Annotated in this window: 19 protein-coding genes; 8 read left to right on the plus strand and 11 right to left on the minus strand. The window is 69.4% G+C overall.

Going from position 1 to position 18,067, the window contains the following annotated elements:
* Positions 1-7: 7 nt before the first annotated feature.
* Positions 8-1,471: an ELWxxDGT repeat protein gene (locus tag KBC94_RS16335; RefSeq protein ID WP_294372279.1), complete on the minus strand. Its 1,464-nt coding sequence runs from the start codon at positions 1,469-1,471 to the stop codon at positions 8-10.
* A gap of 204 nt (positions 1,472-1,675) precedes the next feature.
* Between KBC94_RS16335 and KBC94_RS16340 the strand changes: the two genes are divergently transcribed.
* A complete protein-coding gene (locus KBC94_RS16340) occupies positions 1,676-1,930 on the plus strand; it encodes a hypothetical protein (protein ID WP_294372282.1) in 255 nt (84 codons plus the stop codon).
* A 240-nt stretch (positions 1,931-2,170) separates the two neighbouring features.
* On the opposite strand, the gene KBC94_RS16345 is transcribed toward KBC94_RS16340, so the two are convergent.
* The 5 genes from KBC94_RS16345 to KBC94_RS16365 all read right to left on the minus strand — a co-directional run bounded on the left by KBC94_RS16345 (position 2,171) and on the right by KBC94_RS16365 (position 7,691).
* The gene (locus KBC94_RS16345; RefSeq protein WP_294372284.1) at positions 2,171-3,880 is read right to left on the minus strand and encodes a CocE/NonD family hydrolase; all 1,710 of its coding nucleotides are present in this window, start codon (positions 3,878-3,880) and stop codon (positions 2,171-2,173) included.
* Positions 3,881-3,908: 28 nt separating this feature from the next.
* Positions 3,909-4,889 (minus strand): tripartite tricarboxylate transporter substrate binding protein, encoded by a 981-nt coding sequence (locus KBC94_RS16350; RefSeq protein WP_294372286.1) that lies wholly within the window; start codon positions 4,887-4,889, stop codon positions 3,909-3,911.
* A gap of 46 nt (positions 4,890-4,935) precedes the next feature.
* Positions 4,936-5,907 (minus strand): tripartite tricarboxylate transporter substrate binding protein, encoded by a 972-nt coding sequence (locus KBC94_RS16355; protein ID WP_294372288.1) that lies wholly within the window; start codon positions 5,905-5,907, stop codon positions 4,936-4,938.
* A gap of 76 nt (positions 5,908-5,983) precedes the next feature.
* Positions 5,984-6,832, minus strand: a complete 849-nt coding sequence (locus tag KBC94_RS16360) for a polysaccharide deacetylase family protein (RefSeq protein ID WP_294372290.1) — start codon at positions 6,830-6,832, stop codon at positions 5,984-5,986.
* A 1-nt stretch (position 6,833) separates the two neighbouring features.
* Positions 6,834-7,691: a fumarylacetoacetate hydrolase family protein gene (locus tag KBC94_RS16365; RefSeq protein ID WP_294372292.1), complete on the minus strand. Its 858-nt coding sequence runs from the start codon at positions 7,689-7,691 to the stop codon at positions 6,834-6,836.
* A gap of 91 nt (positions 7,692-7,782) precedes the next feature.
* Between KBC94_RS16365 and KBC94_RS16370 the strand changes: the two genes are divergently transcribed.
* The gene (locus KBC94_RS16370) at positions 7,783-8,487 is read left to right on the plus strand and encodes an FCD domain-containing protein (protein WP_294372295.1); all 705 of its coding nucleotides are present in this window, start codon (positions 7,783-7,785) and stop codon (positions 8,485-8,487) included.
* Positions 8,488-8,517: 30 nt separating this feature from the next.
* On the opposite strand, the gene KBC94_RS16375 is transcribed toward KBC94_RS16370, so the two are convergent.
* The 3 genes from KBC94_RS16375 to KBC94_RS16385 form a co-directional block, all read right to left on the minus strand.
* Positions 8,518-9,381 (minus strand): IclR family transcriptional regulator C-terminal domain-containing protein, encoded by an 864-nt coding sequence (locus KBC94_RS16375; protein ID WP_294372298.1) that lies wholly within the window; start codon positions 9,379-9,381, stop codon positions 8,518-8,520.
* Between the two features lie 91 nt (positions 9,382-9,472).
* On the minus strand, positions 9,473-10,690 hold the full coding sequence (locus KBC94_RS16380; protein ID WP_294372300.1) for an ABC transporter substrate-binding protein: 1,218 nt from the start codon (positions 10,688-10,690) through the stop codon (positions 9,473-9,475).
* Between the two features lie 49 nt (positions 10,691-10,739).
* On the minus strand, positions 10,740-11,138 hold the full coding sequence (locus KBC94_RS16385) for a cupin domain-containing protein (RefSeq protein ID WP_017759469.1): 399 nt from the start codon (positions 11,136-11,138) through the stop codon (positions 10,740-10,742).
* Between the two features lie 186 nt (positions 11,139-11,324).
* Here KBC94_RS16385 and KBC94_RS16390 point away from each other — a divergent pair, with 186 nt between their 5' ends.
* From KBC94_RS16390 to KBC94_RS16410, 5 genes are read left to right on the plus strand one after another with little or no spacing between them, the layout of a single operon-like run.
* Positions 11,325-12,104: an SDR family oxidoreductase gene (locus KBC94_RS16390; RefSeq protein WP_294372304.1), complete on the plus strand. Its 780-nt coding sequence runs from the start codon at positions 11,325-11,327 to the stop codon at positions 12,102-12,104.
* 9 nt (positions 12,105-12,113) lie between these two features.
* On the plus strand, positions 12,114-12,881 hold the full coding sequence (locus KBC94_RS16395; RefSeq protein WP_294372307.1) for an ABC transporter ATP-binding protein: 768 nt from the start codon (positions 12,114-12,116) through the stop codon (positions 12,879-12,881).
* Positions 12,881-13,573 carry an ABC transporter ATP-binding protein gene (locus KBC94_RS16400; protein ID WP_294372414.1) on the plus strand — a complete coding sequence of 231 codons (693 nt, stop codon included), beginning with the start codon at positions 12,881-12,883 and terminating at the stop codon, positions 13,571-13,573. The genes KBC94_RS16395 and KBC94_RS16400 overlap by 1 nt, the downstream gene beginning before the upstream one ends.
* Positions 13,574-13,595: 22 nt before the next feature.
* Positions 13,596-15,488, plus strand: a complete 1,893-nt coding sequence (locus tag KBC94_RS16405; protein WP_294372310.1) for an ABC transporter permease — start codon at positions 13,596-13,598, stop codon at positions 15,486-15,488.
* 3 nt (positions 15,489-15,491) lie between these two features.
* Positions 15,492-15,788, plus strand: coding sequence for a Dabb family protein (locus tag KBC94_RS16410; RefSeq protein ID WP_294372312.1), 297 nt, complete (start codon positions 15,492-15,494; stop codon positions 15,786-15,788).
* Positions 15,789-15,793: 5 nt separating this feature from the next.
* Here the strand turns inward: KBC94_RS16410 and KBC94_RS16415 are convergent, their stop codons facing one another.
* The gene (locus KBC94_RS16415) at positions 15,794-16,267 is read right to left on the minus strand and encodes a copper chaperone PCu(A)C (RefSeq protein ID WP_294372314.1); all 474 of its coding nucleotides are present in this window, start codon (positions 16,265-16,267) and stop codon (positions 15,794-15,796) included.
* Positions 16,268-16,488: 221 nt separating this feature from the next.
* Between KBC94_RS16415 and KBC94_RS16420 the strand changes: the two genes are divergently transcribed.
* Positions 16,489-17,388: a formylglycine-generating enzyme family protein gene (locus tag KBC94_RS16420; protein WP_294372416.1), complete on the plus strand. Its 900-nt coding sequence runs from the start codon at positions 16,489-16,491 to the stop codon at positions 17,386-17,388.
* 52 nt (positions 17,389-17,440) lie between these two features.
* Here the strand turns inward: KBC94_RS16420 and KBC94_RS16425 are convergent, their stop codons facing one another.
* The gene (locus KBC94_RS16425; protein ID WP_294372315.1) at positions 17,441-17,935 is read right to left on the minus strand and encodes an Lrp/AsnC ligand binding domain-containing protein; all 495 of its coding nucleotides are present in this window, start codon (positions 17,933-17,935) and stop codon (positions 17,441-17,443) included.
* Positions 17,936-18,067 lie beyond the last annotated feature (132 nt).

An 18,067-nucleotide genomic window follows, 5' to 3' on the forward strand; every position in this document is an offset into this window, starting at 1 on the left:
CGCGTGCTCAGCGCAGCCGCTGCTGAAGCGGATCGCCCAGCAGGCTGAGCCGCCCGGCGCGGTCGATGCGCCAGAGCCGCTCGTTGCCGTGGCCGTCATCGGCGGTGAACAGAACGGCATCGCCGACTGCAGTGAAGCCCACCGGCATCGAATGCGCCGCGCCGGGCACCACGTCGGCCATGCGGCGCGTGCCGGCGGCCGTGCCGTCGGTGGACCAGGGCTCCACGCCATGCGTGGCATCGCCGGCCGAAAACCACAGCCGGCCCGCCGCCACCTCGAAGCGTGAGGGCGTCGCGCTCGATGCGCCGGTGGCAATGTCGGCCACGCGGCGCGTGACGGCCTCCGTGCCGTCCGAGCTCCACAGCTCGGCACCGGATTCGCCATCGGTGGCCGCGAAGTAGAGCCGCCCGTTCATCACGGCCATGGGGCTCGACAGGCTGCCGCGCGGCCCGGGCTGGATGTCCTTGACCAGGCGCGTGCCGTCGACGGTGCCGTCGCTGCGCCACAGCTCGATGCCGTGGCGGCCGTCGTCGGCCGCGAAGTACAGCGCGCCCTTCATCGCCGTCAGGTGCCGCGGTTGCGACGCGGCCTCGCCGGCTCGGACATCCTTCACCAGACGCGTGCCCTCCGCCGTGCCATCGCTCGTCCACAGCTCGGTGCCGTGCTGGCCGTCGTTGGCGGTGAAGTACAGCTGCCGCCCCACGGCCGTCAGGCGCGCGATGCCGCCGTCCTCGGGCCCGGCTCTGACATCCTTCACAAGCCGGGTGCCCTTGGCACCGCCATCGGTCACCCAGAGTTCATGGCCATGCTCGGCCGTGGTGGCGGTGAAGAACAACCGGTCGCCCACCACGGTGAGCTGCCGCACCAGGGCCCGTGGCCCCGGCGCGATGGCCGCCACGCGTACGGTGCTCTGGGCCGTGCCCTGCGTCTTCCAGAGCTGGAAGCCGCCGTCCGGCTCCTTGGCCACGAAATAAAGCGCGTCCTTGAAGACCGTCAGTTCGGCGGGCAGGGCGCCATCGCTGCCGGGCGCGCCGGGGAGGCGCGCGACGGGCACGGTGCCGCGCCCGGTGCCATCGGTGCGCCACAGCTGCACGCCGTGCTCACCGTCGGTCGCGGCGAAATAGATGCGGCCCCGGTATGGCGTCAGGCTGGAGGGATAGGCGCCGCGGAAACCCGGAAGGATGTCCTTGACCAAGCGTGTGCCGCCAGGCGTGCCGTCGGTGATCCACAGCTCCTGGCCGCTGAGCGCATGCACCGCGGTGAAGACCGCACGGCGCTCACCCAGCGGCGTGAGCTGTGTGGGCGAGACGAAGGCGAGGGGCGCGCGCTGCTCGGGCAGAACGGTGCGGTCGGGGTCGGCGGCCGCTGCCGGCTGAGCCATGGCCGTGCCGAGGGACAGCGTCGCGACGGCCGCCAGCGAGAGCGCCAGACGGCAGGCATAGAGAAAAGGGGAGGGCGTGAACGCATGCATGCGTGCACTCTATCTAAAGAGGAAATGTTTTCCACTTGGAGATTCCACCCGGGTCGCGGCGGGTTCACAGCCCCATGCCGCGCCGTCCCTCACCCCGGCCTCGGCAAACCCCTTAGACCAAACGGCCGAATGTTGACTTGTATTGCCAAATGCTTAAGTGCAGCATCCCGTTGCGCCGAACCCGGCGCGAGAGGAGACAGGCACATGAAGAAAGCAATGATCCTGGCCGCAGCCTTGTCGCTGTGTGCCGCCGTGGCCGCCAAGGGCGGAGGCGGAGGGCACAGCAGCGGCGGCGGCCTTCATTCGGGCAGCCACTCGGTGAGCAGCTACACCCGGCACGACGGAACCCACGTCGCGCCCAGCCATGCCACCAATCCGAACCAGACCAAGCTGGACAACTGGAGCACCAAAGGCAACGTCAATCCCTACACCGGCAAGGAAGGGACACGCAAGCCATGAAGCGCCGATTGCTGGGAGCGGTTTTGATTGCCACCCTCTTCGGGGGTGTGGGCGCCAACGCCGACGCGCGGGGCCGACGTGGGGGTCACTCGTCCGGCAGCCGCCACGCGACCTACAGGGGCGGTGCAGGCGGGGTTGGGGGCGGGGGTGGCAGCGGGGGCTGCGGCTCGCGCGGCGGGCCCGGCTATCGCAAGCCGAACGGCCAATGCGCCAGCCACCGGGATTGAAAGCCTCGCGGCCCTAGCGTCGCGCCGGAATCAGCGGCATCAGCAGTCGGCTGTCGTGGTCGCCACCCGTGAGGACCGTGGTCACGCCGCCGAACTCCGCCACAGGCCGGTCCTCGGGATGGTCGTGGCGCATGCGACCGGGCGGGGTCACGATGAAATCGTGGCCCTGCACCGTGAGCACAAGACGCCACCCCTTGGGAAAGACCAGGCAGGTGGGCCAGATCTCCACCTCCACCGGATAGGCCTCGCCGGGCACGAGCTCCTGCACCTCGTCATGGGCATGCCAGGGCCGCCAGGGCAGGCTGCGCGCCGGGTCCAGCTTGCGGTGAGAGGCACGCAGCCAGCCCATGGCCATGGGCACGCGTTCATGCGCGCCCACGTAGCTCATCTCCTGCCCGTCCGGATCGAAGACGCGCAGTACGACGAACAGGTCGGCATCGGTGGTACTGGACGAGACCCACAGCCGCAGCACGGCCGGGCCGGTGAACTCGGTGTCCTGCGCGAAGGGCGCGGTCGAAAAGCTCAGGCCTTCGCCCATGGCTTCGAAACTGGCCCGGCCGGCGCCGCGCGGCGGCACGTCGCCCAGCGAGCCGTCGGCGGCGTCCAGGTGGAAGGGCGTCCAGGCGGTGCACGCGAGCGGCCATTCCTGCTCCGTTCGCATCTCGGCCGTGCCATCGGCATGACGGATGGCGAGTTGCACAGGCGGCTCGCGGTCCCAGCCGTTGTCCTCGCCCGCCAGGAAGTGCTTGAAGAAGCGCTGCTGGATGGCCACGTAGTGCGGCAGGTAGAAGCTTTCGTAGTGCGTGCCGATGTGCGCGAAGAGCCACTTCTGCCGCGACCCGGCACGCAGCCAGCCTTCGAAGTTGCCACGCAGGTGCATGCCCGGGCCGCCCCAGTTGGCGGCGGACAGCAGCGGAACCTCGATGGCCGGCAGGTTGGCGGCACGCGCCTGGTTCCAGGCGTCGTCCAGCGGGTGCGAGAGGCGGTCGTTGGGATGGTCGGCGCGGCTGCCTTCCAGCAGCTCGTCCGACAGCGCGGGGCCAGTGGTGCGCTCGCCCGTGAGCCGGTCGCGGTGCGTGCTCTTGCCACTGCCGTACTGGTTGGCCAGCACCTGGCGCGGCCACCATTCGAAGGTGAAGCTGTTGCTCAGGATGCCGCCGTGGTGCCCGCCGTCGCGGTAGAACTCGCTGGAGCCCTCCCACGGCACGATGGCCGCCAAGTGCGGTGGCCGCAAAGCCGCGACCTGCCACTGCTTGATGGCCAGGTACGACACGCCGATGAGCCCCACCTTGCCGTTGCTCCACGGCTGCGTGCCGGCCCATTCGATCCATTCGTAGAAGTCGCGCGTCTCCACCGGGCCGAAAGGGTCCAGGTAGCCCTCAGACCGGCCGGTGCCGCGCGAGTCGACCTGGATGACCACGAAGCCTTCGGGCACCCAGCGTTCCGGGTCCACCACTTCCCAGCGCAGGTAGCGGCCGGTGCTTCCCTCGGTGTCCAGGCCCGGGTAGATGCGCTTGAGCACCTGCCACTGCGGGTTGAAGGCGTCTTCGAAGTGCACGTCCTTGCCGTAGGCGCCCATGGCCATCACCACCGGATAGCGGCCGGGCGCCTCGGGGCGGAACACGTTGGCGCGCAAGGTCACGCCGTCGGACATGGCCACGGCCACGTCACGCATGAACACCAGGCCGTTCTCGACGGTGGTGCGGGTTTCCAGATTGGGCATGGCGCTCATCCTCCTCGGGCTCCTTTTCTTACTGCAGCGGCACGTTGGCCTGTTTGACGATGCGGGCGAATTTGTCCATCTCCTGGCGGAAGAAGACAGCGAACTCCTGCGTGCTCAGCGTGGCGGGCGGACTGTCCCAGCCGACCATCTTGTCCTTGACCTGCGGCACCTGCATGGCGCGCTGCACTTCGGCGGCCAGCTTCTGTACCACGGCCTCGGGCGTCTTGCCGGGCGCGAACAGGCCGACCCAGCCGCCGTTGTAGTCCATGCCTGCGACGCCGCTCTCGGCCATGGCGGGCACGTCCGGAAAGGCCGCGATGCGCTTGGCACTGGTGACGGCCAGCGGCCGGACCTGCCCGGCCTTCACCGCCATCGTGGCCGCGGCGGTGCTGAGGAAGCAGGCCGTCACCTCCTTGCTCATCACCGCATTGAGTGCCGGTGCCGCGCCCTTGTAGGGCACATGCAGCATGCGGGTGCCGGCCGTCTCGTTGAGCAGCTCGCCGGCCAGGTGCAGGGTGTTGCCGTTGCCGGGCGAGCCGTAGGTGATCTGGGCATCGGGCTTGCGCGCCGCCTCCAGGAACTGGCCGAAGTTCCTGTACGGCGAGTCGGGCGCCACCACCAGCGTCAGCGCCGGTGCGATGGTGAACAGCGTGACCGGCGCGAAGTCGGCCAGCGTGTCGTAGGGCAGGCTCTTGTAGATGCTCGGGTTGATGGCCTGCGAACCGGTGGTCACCAGCAGCGTGTAGCCATCGGGCGCGGAGCGGGCCACGGCCTCCGCGGCCACGATGCCGTTGGCGCCCAGGCGGTTGTCCACCAACACGGCCTGACCCATCTGCTGGCCGAGCTGGGTGCCAATGACGCGGGCCAGCAGGTCTGGACTGCCGCCGGCCGAAAAAGGCACCAGCAGCTTGATCGCCCGGTTGGGGTAGGCGCCCTGCGCGAAGGCGGACGTGAACGGGGCCGCAGCGAGCGCACCCAGCGTGGCCAGGCAGTGCCGGCGATGGATCATGGCGATGTCTCCTCTCTTGTGAAGCTCGGACGCGTGCGTCGAAGCGTCAGTTCGGCAGTGCGCCGGTTTCGCGCACCACGCGCGCCCACTTGTCCAGCTCGCGGTCCAGGTAGCCGCGCACGGCCTCCAGGTTGCCGCCCATGGGCTCGAAGCCGGTGGCGGCGAGGCGGGCCAGGAATTCCGGGTCCTTCTGCAGGCGCGCCACCTCGTCGTTGATCCGCTGCAACACGGCAGGCGGCGTCTTGGCCGGCGCGAAGACGCCGACCCAGGTCACGTCCTCGAAGCCGGGAAAGCCCGACTCCGCCACGGTCGGCACCTCCGGCAGGGCCGGCGAGCGTTGCGCGCCCGTCACCACCAGCCCATGCACGCGGCCGGACTTGACCAGCTCCACCGCCGCGGGCAGCGCCACGCTGGCCAGCTGCGTCTGGCCGCTCATCGCGGCGTTGAGCGCCGGCGCCGCGCCCTGGTAGGGCACATGCGTGACCGGCACCTTGGCCAGCACCTTGAACAGGTACTCGGCGGTGAGGTGCGGTGTGGTGCCGGCACCGGCCGTGCCGTAGTTGTAGCTGCCGCCCTTGGCGTCGGCCACCACCTCCTGCAGCGTGCGGGCCTTGAGGTTGGGCGCCGTGACGATCAGGTTGGGGCTGGCCGCGACCAATGCCGCGAGCGTGAGGTCGCCCTTGGGGTCGAAGCCCAGCTGCCGCTGCATCGACGGGTTGACGGCATAGGAGCTGGTGTTGATCAGCAGCGTGTACCCATCGGGCTCGGCCCGCGCGACCAGCGCCGAGGCCACGCTGCCGCCGGCGCCGGGCTTGTTCTCCACCACCACGCTCTGGCCCAGCGGCTGAGCCAGCCGATGCGCCAGCAGCCGGGCAATGATGTCCGCCGGGCCGGCCGGCGCAAAGGCGACCACGAAGCGCACCGGACGCGTGGGCCACTTGTCCTGCGCCGGCGCCGCCAGCGGCAGCGCCGCGAGGGCGAGGGCCGGCAGCAGGCGCCGCCAGAGCTTGGATGCCATGTCTTTGTCTCCTGGGAAATGGCCCGGCCGCTTCTGCGACGGCTCGGACCGGTGGGCTGCCCGGCAGCCCGGTGGCTCAGACGGAAGCGAGCACGTGCCGCGCCATCTCCTCGCGGGTGCAGATCCACACGTCGCCGGCCTGCTTCACGCGGGCCATGATCTCGTCGTAGACCCAGGCGCCGGAGGGCCGGCCCATCACGTGCGTGTGGGCCGTCACGTCCAACATCAGCGGCACCGGCTCGGCGCGCATGGCGGCGAAGGTGTCCTCGAAGGTCTCCAGCATGTGCCGCGGCCCCTGGCCGTAGCGGATGCAGGTGGGCAGGTCGTTCACGTCCATGGTGAGCGGAATGCCCACGATGCGCCTGCCGCCGAAGTCCATCACATAGGGCCGGTCGTCGTCGTTGACGTCGCCGTGGTGCAGGTAGCCCGCCTCGGCCAGCAGGCGCGAGCTGATGGGGCTGCCGGTGCCGCGCGGGCTGATCCAGCCGAGGGGCGCCACGCCGGCCGTGGCCGTGAGCAGCTCGTGATTGCGGGCGAGGTTGGCGCGCTCGCCGGCCTCGTCAAAGTAGACCGGGATCACGTCCATGCCCCACGAGTGGTTGATGACCTCGTGGCCCAGTTCGGCCAGCTTGCGCACCGTGGCCGGGTCGCGCTCGCAGATCACGCCATTGACCATCACGCTGGTGCGCACGCCGTGCTTCTGCGCAATGCCCAGCAGGCGGTGGATGCCGCGCACCAGGCCGAAGCTCGCCCAGGAATGCGCATTGGTGTCGAAGAAGCCCGGCTTGAGCACATTGCCCATCGGTCCGATGCCCGGCGCCTGGCCGTCCGACCAGGCCTCGTAGGCGATGTTGAAGATGACGGCGAGCCGGTGGCCGCCCGGCCAGCGGAAGTCGTCGGGCAGGCGGGTGATGACGGGTTCCATCTCAGACTTCCTCCTGCACCACGGGGTTGGCCAGCAGGCCCACGCCCTCGATCTCGATCTCGATGCGATCGCCCGGCTGCATCCACACCGGCGGCGTGCGCGCATAGCCCACGCCCGAGGGCGTGCCCATGGCGATGACGTCGCCCGGCTCCAGCGTGAGCACCTCGCTCAGCAGCACCAGCGCCCGGGCCACCGTCACGATCATGTGGCCGGTGTCGTCGCTCTGCATCACGCGGCCGTTCAGGCGCGACTCGACCTTCAGGCCCGCCGCGCCGGGCGGCAGGTCGGCTGCCGGCACCAGCCAGGGGCCGAAGCCGCCGGTGCCGTCGAAGTTCTTGCCGATGGTCCATTGGGCCGTGCGGCGCTGGTAGTCGCGCAGCGTGCCGTCGTTGAAGCAGGCATAGCCCGCCACGGCCGACAGGGCATCCGCTTCGGTGAGGTGCCGTGCGCGGCGGCCGATCACCACCGCAAGTTCGGCCTCGAAGTCCAGCTTGTCGGACACGCGCGGCCGCACCAGCGGCGCGCCATGGGCGATCAGCGAACTGGCACCGCGCATGAAGAAGCTGGGGTACTCGGGCGCCGCGTTGCCGCCCTCGGCGGCATGGGCGGCGTAGTTCAGGCCCAGGCAGATCACCTTGCCCGGGCGCGCGACCGGCAGCTCCCAGCGGACCGACTCGGGCGCCAACGGCTCGGCCTGCCCGAGTTGCCGGGCGCTCAGGCCATGGGCCAGCAGGTCGAGCCAGGCCGTGTCGTGCACTCCGGCGGGCACCTGGTCACCCAGGCCCCACAACTCGCCTCCGCGCTCCACGGCCCATTGGGTGGGGCGCCCTGGTGGCGTCACGCGCGCATATCTGGACATAATTTCGACAAACCCTTGTTCACTGGTGTTTGGCGATATTAAGTATCTAGAGGATGTTTTGTCGATAAAAATGGATTCAGGGATTTTCCCAGTGCCCGGGGCTGTCGCCGACGCCTCGTCGCCCACGCTGGCGCGCCAGACCTACGAGCGCCTGCGTGCCGACGTGCTGGCTGGCCACTGGCAGCCCGGGCGCAAGCTGCTGATGCACGAGCTGCGCGAGCGCTACCAGGTGGGCGCGAGTCCGCTGCGGGAGGCACTCAACCGCCTGGCCAGCGAGGAATGGGTGGTGCACAACGACCAGCGTGGCTTCGCGGTGGCCCAAGCCACGCAGGCCCAGCTGGAAGACCTCGTGAACACCCGCGTCGCGGTGGAGTCGCTGGCCATCGGCCAGGCCTTCGCCCGCCGCGGACCGGAGTGGGAGGAGCCGCTGGTGCTGGCCTTCCATCGCCTGTCGCGCACGCCCCGGTCGATCTCCGACGACGCGTATGCCGAGAACCCGGAGTGGGAGCGCCAGCACCGGGCCTTCCATCGCGCCCTGCTGGCGGGCTGCGGCTCCTCACTTTTGCTGGGCTTCTGCGAGCAGCTCTACGACCAGGCCTACCGCTTCCGCCAGCTCGCCGCCCGCGTAGCCTACAAACGACGCAACGAGCACGACGAGCACCGCGCCATCTTCGACGCCGTCATGCAGGGCGAGCTGGAACAGGCACGGACGCTGCTGGCGGAGCACTACCGGCGCACGGCCAGCATCTTCGAGCACGAGCGCGACAGTGCCGCTGCACCCGGCAAGAAGGGTTGATCGGCCCGGCCCGCGCCGCGGGCCGCGCGGTCAGCCCTCGATGCGCCGAGGCCGCGAGGCGCGCGCGGGCGGAGCATCGCGCTGCCCGGCGCGCAACTTGTCCGTGAGGGCCTGCGCAGCCTGCTGCACCGCACCGCGCAGGCGTTCGAGTGCCGTCGCGCTGGCCGCCCGGCCCTTGGCCGGCACGATGGCCACCAGGCTGCCCAGCACCTTCTGCTCGGCGCTGAAGATGGGTGCACCCACGCCGATCAGGCCCTTGTCGATCTCGCCGTGCGAGACGACCACGCCCTCCTTGCGCACGCGGCGCATGTTGGCGCGGAACTCGTCCCAGTTGTCGCCCAGACCTGCCGCCCGGATCTCCGCGGGGTGCCACAGCATCAGGTTGCGCAGCTGGTAGGGCGTGAGGTGGGCCAGGATGGCCTTGGCCGTCGCGCCCAGGAACATCGGCATCGGCTTGCCGCGCTCGTAGCTGGAGGTGTAGCTGGTGTCGGGCCACTCGGTGTCGGCGCACATCACCTTGTCGCCGTAATAGGCGCACAGCATGACGTTGACCTTCTGCTCTCTGGCCAGCGTGGCCATCACCTCCCGGGCGGCCAGCAGGATCGGATCACGCAGGCGCAGCAGGCGATCTAGCTCGATGATGCGCGAGCCGACCACATACGCGCCGCCGTGCACCGGGCTGATCAGGCCCGCGGTGGACAGCGACTTCAGGTAGCGATAGGCCGTGGCGCGCGAGCAGCCGATGTGCGCCACGATGCCCTCCTGGGTGATGGCGCTGTTGTCCTCGGTGAAGAGGTTCAGGATGCTGAGCATCTTGTCCAGGCTGCCATCGGGCGTGCCATTGCCGCGGGCGCCGCCAGCGTCGGTGGACTCGTCAGGATCGCTGTGGGACATCGGGGACGGGGCTCTCCAGGTGCGGCGGCAGTTTATCGCGCGGGCCCTTGCGGGCAGGCCCGCGCGCATGCCGGCCGCTGTGTGTTCCGGCTTACTTCCTGACCAGCGGGCAGGCCGGGTCCGGCGCCTTGAAGGCCTGCTGCGCGGGGATGGTGCGCACCACCGTGTAGTAGTCCCAGGGGCGCTTGGACTCGGACGGCTTCTTGATCTTGTAGAGGTACAGGTCGCGCATCACGCGGCCGTCCTCGCGGATGGTGCCGTCCTTGGTCATCAGGTCGTTGATCTTCATCTCGTGCATCTTCTTCATGACCGCGCCGGCCTCGTCGGTGCCGGCCGCCTGCACGGCCTTGAGGTAGTGCAGCGTGGCCGCATAGTTGCTGGCCTGCACGCCCGAAGGCATGCGGCCCGCGACCTTGTAGAAGCGCTCGGACCATTGGCGGCTCTCGGGGCTCTGGTCCCAGTAGAAGGCCTCCACCAGGTTGATGTCCTGGCCGATGGCCAGGCCCATGCTGTGCACGTCGTTGATGCCCATGTAGAGCGCCGCGATGCGCTGCTTGCCGGTGCCGATGCCGAACTCGCGTGCCTGCTTCATGGTGTTGATGGTGTCGGCGCTGCCGTTGGCCAGGCCGATCACCTGCGCCTTGCTGGCCTGGGCCTGCACCAGATAGGACGAGAAATCCGAGCTGCCGATGGGGTGCCGGATGGCCCCGAGCACCTGCCCGCCCTGCGCCTTGACGACGGCGGAGGCGTCGCGCTCCAGGGCATGGCCGAAGGCGTAGTCGGAGGTGATGAAGAACCAGCTCTTGCCGCCCTCGGCCATCACGCCCGACGCTGCGCCGGAGGCATAGGCATAGGTGTCGTAGGTCCAGTGCACGCCATTGGGCGAGCAGGCCTTGCCGGTGAGGTCGGAGGTGCCGGGGCTGGTGAAGATGGCCACGCGGTTCATCTGCCTGGTCAGCTCCTGCACGCCCAGCGCGATGGCCGAGTTGGGCACGTCCAGGATCATGTCCACGCCTTCCTGCTCGTACCACTTGCGGGCGATGGCCAGGCCGATGTCGACCTTGTTCTGGTGGTCGGCCGACACGATCTGGATCGGCTTGCCCAGCACCTTGCCGCCGAAGTCGTCGATGGCCATCTTCACGGCCTCGATGGACATCTTGCCCGACATGTCGGCAAACAGGCCCGACTGGTCGTTCAGCAGGCCGATCTTGACGACGTCGTTGGACACCGTCTGCGCATGGGCGGCGCCGGCCACGGCCAGGCTCAGCAGGCCCGCGGCGGCGCAGGCGAGGGTGGGATGCTTCTTCATGGGTTGTCTCCTGTTGTCGGTATGGGATGCAAGGCGGCAGTCGTCCGCGCTATTCCAGCTTCTGGCCGGCGAACTGGTCGATGAACACGTTGGGCTTGAGGAAGAACGAGAGCACCAGCGCGCCGTGGGGCGACCGGGCCACGTGGCGATTGCCGCGCGGTCGCCAGACATAGCCGCCGGCCCGCGCCTCGCCCTCGGCATCCACGATGGAGCCTTCGAGGATGTAGCTCTGCTCGATCTCCACATGCTCGTGCATGGGCAGCTCCGTGCCCGGCTGCCAGCGGAAGAGGGCCGTGAGCAGCCCCGTCTCCTTGTCCTGCACGAGCACCTTGATGTCGATGCCGGGCACCTGCGTCGGCTTCCACGGCAGTGCCTCCACATCGAGGTAATGGGAGGCCAGCGGGCCGAGCAGATGGGCCCCGGCCTCGCCGGGTGTTTCTAGCGCCATGACGGATGTCTCCTTGGATGGATGGGCCGGGTTTCCCCGGAGGTCGAAAGCTTGGATGGCCGAAAAATTCTTTCGTATAGTAGAAATCGTGTCAAGTCTCATGAAACGAGACTTTTATTTATTCAGCACATGGCGCAACGCCATGCGTGCGGCACCTGGCTGCCGCCATCGAACAAGGAGACAAGCTTGAATTCAGCCTTTCTGGCCGAGACCTTCGGCCTTGCCGGCCGCACCGCGCTGGTGAGCGGCGCGGCCTCGGGCCTGGGCTTCGCCATTGCGCGCAGCCTCGGGGGCGCGGGCGCCCGCGTCGTGGTCAACGACCTGGCCGCCGACGCCTGCGCTGCCGCCGTCGCGCAGCTGGAGGCCACGGGCATCGAGGCCCGCGGTGCCGTCTTCAGCGTGACCGACAGCGATGCCGTGCATGCCGAAGTCGCGCAGCTGCAGACGACGGGCTGGGCCCCCGACATCCTGGTCAACAACGCCGGCAACCAGAACCGCAAGCCGCTGGTCGAGATGTCCCTCGACGAGTGGAAGCAGATCCAGGCGGTGCATGTGGAAGGCGCCTTCAACTGCTGCCACGCCGTGCTGCCGGGCATGGTGGCGGCCGGCCGCGGCACGGTGGTCAACATGTCGTCGGTGGCGGGCCAGGCCACCATGCCGGGCATCGCGGCCTATGCCACGGCCAAGGGCGCACTGGCCGCCCTCACGCGGGCCATCGCCGTCGAGTACGGCCCCCACGGCATCACCTGCAATGCGCTGGCACCCGGCTTCGTCAAGACGCGCTTCACGTCGGCGCTGCAGGCCCGCGAAGACTTCCAGGCCTTCATCGAGCAGGCCGTACCCGCCGGCCGCTGGGCCGAGCCCGAAGACATCGCGCCGCTGGTCGTGGCCTTTGCCGGCCGGGGCGGTGCCTTCATCAACGGCCAGGTGGTGGCCATCGACGGCGGCATGCTCGCCCGCATGTGAGGAGACCGCATGGCTGAACGCATCGCCCTCGCCTGCGAGGGCCTCACCAAGCGCTTCGGCGGCTTCAAGGCCGTCGACAACGTGTCGCTGACCGTGCGCGAGGGCACCATCCACGCGCTGATCGGTCCCAACGGGGCCGGCAAGACCACCTGCTTCAACCTGCTGACCAAGGTGCTGCAGCCCGATGCCGGCCGCATCGCCTATTTCGGTCGCGACGTCACCCGGTTGCAGCAGGAGGCGGTCGCGCGGCTGGGAATGGTCCGCTCCTTCCAGATCTCGGCCGTGTTCCTGGGCCTCACGGCCCTGCAGAACGTGCGCGTCGCGCTGCTGCAGCGCCCCGGCCTGGGCCCGCAGTTCTGGCGACCGGCCCGCGCCATGAGCCATCTGGACGGTGAGGCCGTGCGGCTGCTGGGCGAGGTCGGGCTGGAGGCCGATGCCAACACCCGCGCCGCGCAACTGCCCTATGGCCGCAAGCGCGCGCTCGAGATCGCGATGACGCTGGCGCTGGACCCGCGCATGCTGCTGCTCGACGAACCCATGGCCGGCCTGGGCCAGGAAGATGTCGCCCGCATCACCGCGCTGATCCGGCGCGTGTCGGCCCATCGCACCGTGCTCATGGTGGAGCACAACCTGTCGGTGGTCTCGGAGCTGTGCCACACGATCACCGTGCTGGCGCGGGGCAGCATCCTGGCCGAAGGCGACTACCAGCGCGTCTCGACCGACGAGCGCGTCATCACCGCCTACATGGGCGTCGAACCCGCGCAGGAGGCCGCATGATGCTCCAGGTCAGCAACCTGCACGCCTGGTATGGCGAGTCGCACATCCTGCAGGGCGTGAACCTCGAAGTGCGCCAGGGCGAACTGGTGACCATCCTCGGGCGCAACGGCGCCGGCAAGACGACCACGCTGCGCGCCCTGATGGGCATGATCGAGCGGCGCACCGGCTCCATCGTGTTCGACGGCACCGAGACCATCGCGATGGCCGACCACCGCATCCCGCGCCTGGGTCTGGCCTACTGCCCGGAAGAACGGGCCGTGTTCCGCAGCCTGACGGTGACCGAGAACCTGATGCTGCCGCCGGTGCTCGCGCCTGGCGGCCTGGGCGTCGACGAGATCCATGCGCTCTTTCCCAACCTGAAGGAGCGCGCCGGCAGCACCGGCGGCAATCTGTCGGGCGGCGAGCAGCAGATGCTGGCCATCGGCCGCATCCTGCGCACCGGCGCGCGCATGCTGCTGCTGGACGAGCCCACCGAGGGCCTGGCGCCCGTGATCGTCAAGCAGATCGCCACCGCCATCCGTGCCCTCAAGCAGCGCGGTTTCACCATCGTGCTGGTGGAGCAGAACTTCCACTTCGCCTCTTCGGTGGCGGACCGCCTCTACATCATGGACCACGGCATCGTGGTCGATCACCTGAACGCCGCCGAAGCCGCGGCGCAGCCGGAGCGCATCCGGCGCCAGCTCGGCGTCTGACGCAGCAGCAGGAAATCACACCATGTTCGACATCTTCGGGATTCCGTCCTCCGCGCTGCTGAGCCAGCTGCTGCTGGGGCTGATCAACGGCGCCTTCTACGCCACGCTGTCCATCGGCCTGGCCGTCATCTTCGGGCTGCTCAACATCATCAACTTCGCACACGGTGCGCAGTACACGGCCGGCGCCTTCATCGCCTGGATGCTGCTGAATTACCTGGGCATCGGCTACTGGGGGGCGCTGGTGCTGGCGCCGCTCATCATGGCCGTGCTCGCCGTGGTGCTGGAGAAGACCATCATCGCGCGCACCTACAAGATGGATCACCTCTACGGCCTGCTGCTGACCTTCGGGCTGGCGCTGTGCATCGAGGGCGCGTTCCGGCAGGCCTATGGCGTGTCGGGGCTGCCCTATGCCATCCCGGAGCAGCTGCTGGGCGGCATCGACCTGGGCTTCATGTTCCTGCCGCTGTACCGCACCTGGGCCATCGTCGTCTCGCTGGTGGTGTGCGTGGGCGTCTGGCTGCTGATGGAGCGCACGCGGCTGGGCGCGGTGCTGCGCGCCGCCACCGAGAACCCCGCGACGGTCAAGTCCTTCGGCATCAATGTTCCTCGCTACATCACGCTGACCTATGCCCTGGGCGTCGCGCTGGCGGCCATCGCCGGCGTGGTGGCCGCGCCCATCTACCAGGTCAGCCCGCTCATGGGCTCCAACCTGGTGGTCGTGGTGTTCGCGGTGGTGGTCATCGGCGGCATGGGTTCGATCGGCGGCGCCATCGTGAGCGGCCTCGGCCTGGGCGTGATCGAGGGGCTCACCAAGGTCGTCTATCCCGAGGCGTCGAACTTCGTGATCTTCGTGATCATGGCCATCGTGCTGCTGGTCAAGCCTTCGGGCCTGTTCGGCCGGCCGCTGCAGGTGCAGAACACCGTGGCGGCCGAGGCCACCCGCGTCAGCTTGCGCCTGGCGCGCCGGTACCAGGTGCTGGGCTGGTGGCTGCTGCTGGCCCTGGCGCTGGTGGCGCCGCTGGTGCTCTACCCCACCTTCCTGATGAAGGTGCTGTGCTTCGCGCTCTTCGCGGCGGCCTTCAACCTGCTGCTGGGCTACGTCGGCCTGCTGTCCTTCGGCCATGCGGCGTTCTTTGGCGCGGCGGCCTATTCGACCGGCATGGCCATGAAGGCCTGGGCGCTCACGCCCGAGCTCGGCCTGCTGGCCGGCACGGCCACCGGCGTGCTGTTGGGGCTGGTGTTCGGCGCGTTGGCCATCCGCCGGCAGGGCATCTACTTCTCCATGATCACCCTGGCGCTGTCGCAGGTGGTGTACTTCGTGGCCGTGCAGGCCGGCTTCACGGGGGGCGAGGACGGCCTGCAGAACGTGCCCCGCGGCAGGCTCTTCGGCCTGTTCGACCTGGGCAACTCGATGGTCATGTACTACGTGGTGCTCGCCGTCTTCCTGGCGGCCTACCTGTTCGTGGTGCGCATCCTGCAGTCGCCCTTCGGTGAGGTGATCCGCGCGGTGCGCGACAACGAGCAGCGCGCCCGCTCGCTGGGCTACGGCACGTCGCGCTACAAGCTCCAGGCCTTCGCCCTGTCGGCGGGGCTGGCGGGGCTGGCGGGCTCGATGAAGGTGCTGGTGTTCGGCGTGGCCTCGCTCACCGACGTGCACTGGCACGCCTCGGGCGAGGTGGTGCTGATGAGCCTGCTGGGCGGCATCGGCACCCTGCTGGGGCCCATCGTCGGCGCGCTGACCTTCGTCACGCTGCAGAACTACCTGGCGCCGCTGGGCTCCTGGGTGCTGATCGTGCAGGGCGTCATCTTCATCGCCTGCGTGCTGCTCTTCCGCGAAGGGCTGGTGGGCCTGGCCGTGCAGGCGTGGAACCGCCTGGGCCGGCGCAATCCGGCCGGCGCGGGCAAGGGGGGCTGAGCCATGTTCATCCATGCCGTCCTGATGGCCTTCAAGCCGGGCACCGATGACGCCTTCCACCAGCGCGTGCAGGACTTCGCGGCGCAGGTCCGCGCGGGCTCACCCGGCCTGGTGAGCTACCTCTACGCGCCCAACGAGGCCAGCCGCGCGCAAGGCTTCAGCCATGCGGTGGTCGCCTGCTTCGACGACGAGGCGGCCCACGAGCGCTACCAGGTCAGCGCCGTGCACCAGGAGATGAAGGCCTTCATGGCCGGTCGGACGGAGCGACTGGTGGTCTTCGACTCCGGCCACTGGCGCTGACAGCCTCAGTGCTTGTGCTCGCCGTGCTGCATCGGCATGGCCTCGGGCCGCAGCGGCCGCACCGGCGCCTGCACCTGCACCGTCTGGCGCTTGCCGTCCTTGCCTTCGAAGACCAGCGTGAGCGGCACCGTCTCGCCTTCCTTCACCTGCTGCTTCAGGTCCATCAGCATCACGTGGTAGCCGCCGGGCTTGAGTTCCACCGGCTTGCCAGCGGGCAAGTCCAGCGCAGGCATCGGCCGCATCCGCATCACGTTGTCCTGCAGCGCCATCTCGTGGACCTCGGCGCTGGCGGTGAGCGGCGTGCTCACCGACACCAGCCGCGCATCCTGCGCCGACTGCAGTTGCATGAAGGCGCCCGTGGCCTTCTGCTGCGGCACGGTGGCGCGCACCCAGGCGTCCTTGACGGTGACCTGGGCATGGGCAGAGGCGACGGCCAGGAGGGCAGCGGCAAGGGCCAACGGGCGGATGAGGGAAGGCATGGCAGGGCTCCGGCAGAAAGAAGACGTCCGAAGAATAGCGGCAGGGCTCGGCCGTTCGCCCAGTTGGCGCCAGCCCGGGCCCTGGCTAGCATGGGCCGATGGACTTCCGCCGCCGCCTCTGGATCGTGTCTGCCGCGCTGGCCATCGCCGGATGCGCGCTTCCCATCGCCGCGCCACCGCCGTCGGCCGATGCGCCCGCCGTGCAGACGAACAGCCTGGGCATGCGCTTCGTGCGCATCCCTGCGGGCGAATTCCTGATGGGCAGCGAGGAGCCGGCCGCCACCCTGGCCCGCGACTTTCCGCAGCTGCCGCCCGAGCGCTTTGCCCAGCTGGGTGACGAAGGCCCGGTGCACAAGGTGCGCATCACGCACGCCTTCTGGATGGGCCAGCACGAGGTCACGGTGGGCCAGTTCCGCCGCTTCCTCGAACGCTCGGGCTACGTGCCGGAATCCATCGCCGATGGCACCGGCGGCTATGGCTGGCGCGCCGACTACGACCCCGCCAAGACCGCGCGCGGCGATGCCTTCGAAGGCCGCGACCCGCGCTACGCCTGGAACAACCCCGGCTTTGCGCAGGGCGACGACCACCCGGTGGTCAACGTCACCTGGAACGACGCGCAGGCCCTGGCCGCGTGGCTCAGCCGCACCGAGGGCCGCCGCTACCGCCTGCCGACCGAGGCCGAATGGGAATACGCCTGCCGGGCTGGCGCCCGCACCCGCTACAGCACCAGCGACGACCCGGCCTCGCTGCGCGGCAGCGCCAACGTCTTCGACCAGCGCACCGCGGCCTACTGGCCACAGTGGAAGGCGATGGCCCTGCCGGCCGACGACGGCTTCGCCTTCACGGCGCCGGTGGGCAGCGGCGCCCCCAATGCCTGGGGCCTGTACGACATGCACGGCAACGCCTGGGAATGGGTGGCCGACTGGTACGGCGAGGACTACTACGCCCGCTCGCCCGACGACGATCCGCAGGGCCCTGCCGATGGTTCGGTGCGGGTGCGGCGCGGCGGCTCGTGGCACACCTGGCCCTTCTATGCCCGCGCCAGCTACCGCAACTGGAATGCGCCGGACACGCGCTACACGCTGGTGGGCATCCGGCTGGTGCGTGAGGCCGCGCCCTGAGCCCTGCGGATCGGCGCCGGGGTGCGTTCCGCAGCGCACGACCTCGCCGGCATCAGCCTCCCGGCAGATGCAGCCGGGCCGAATCCTTGACCTCTTCCATCACCGCATAGGTCCGCGTCTCGCGCACGCCCGGCAACTGCCACAGCACCGCGCCCGCAAAGCGGCGGTAGTCGGCCATGTCGGCGCTGCGGGTCTTGAGCAGGTAGTCGAAGCCGCCGGCCACCATGTGGCACTCCATGATCTCCGGGTGCACCTGCACCGCGGCCTTGAAGGCGTCGAACACGTTGGGCGTGGTGCGGTCCAGCAGCACCTCCACGAAGACCAGCATGCCCGCGCCCAGCTTGAGCGGGTTCAGCCGCGCCTCGTAGCCCAGGATGTAGCCCTCGTCGGTGAGCCGCTGCACCCGCGCCAGCACCGCCGTGGGCGAGAGGCCGATGGTCTCGGCCAGCTTGACGTTGGTGATTCGGCCGTCGGCCTGCAGCGTGGCCAGGATGCGCAGGTCCAGGCGGTCCAGTTCCGGTGCTGCGTCCAGTGGTTTGTTCGGCATGATGAGAAGGATTTGAACGAATATTCGGCGAAGTCTGCGGGATTATTCAGGCATCCGCTAACCCAGCGCCCATCTGCGGGACTGCCATGACTGCCCTCGCCACGCCTCGACCGACCCTCGCCGTCCCCGCTG

This window comes from Pseudacidovorax sp. (assembly GCF_017991995.1).
Classification (GTDB): domain Bacteria; phylum Pseudomonadota; class Gammaproteobacteria; order Burkholderiales; family Burkholderiaceae_C; genus Xenophilus.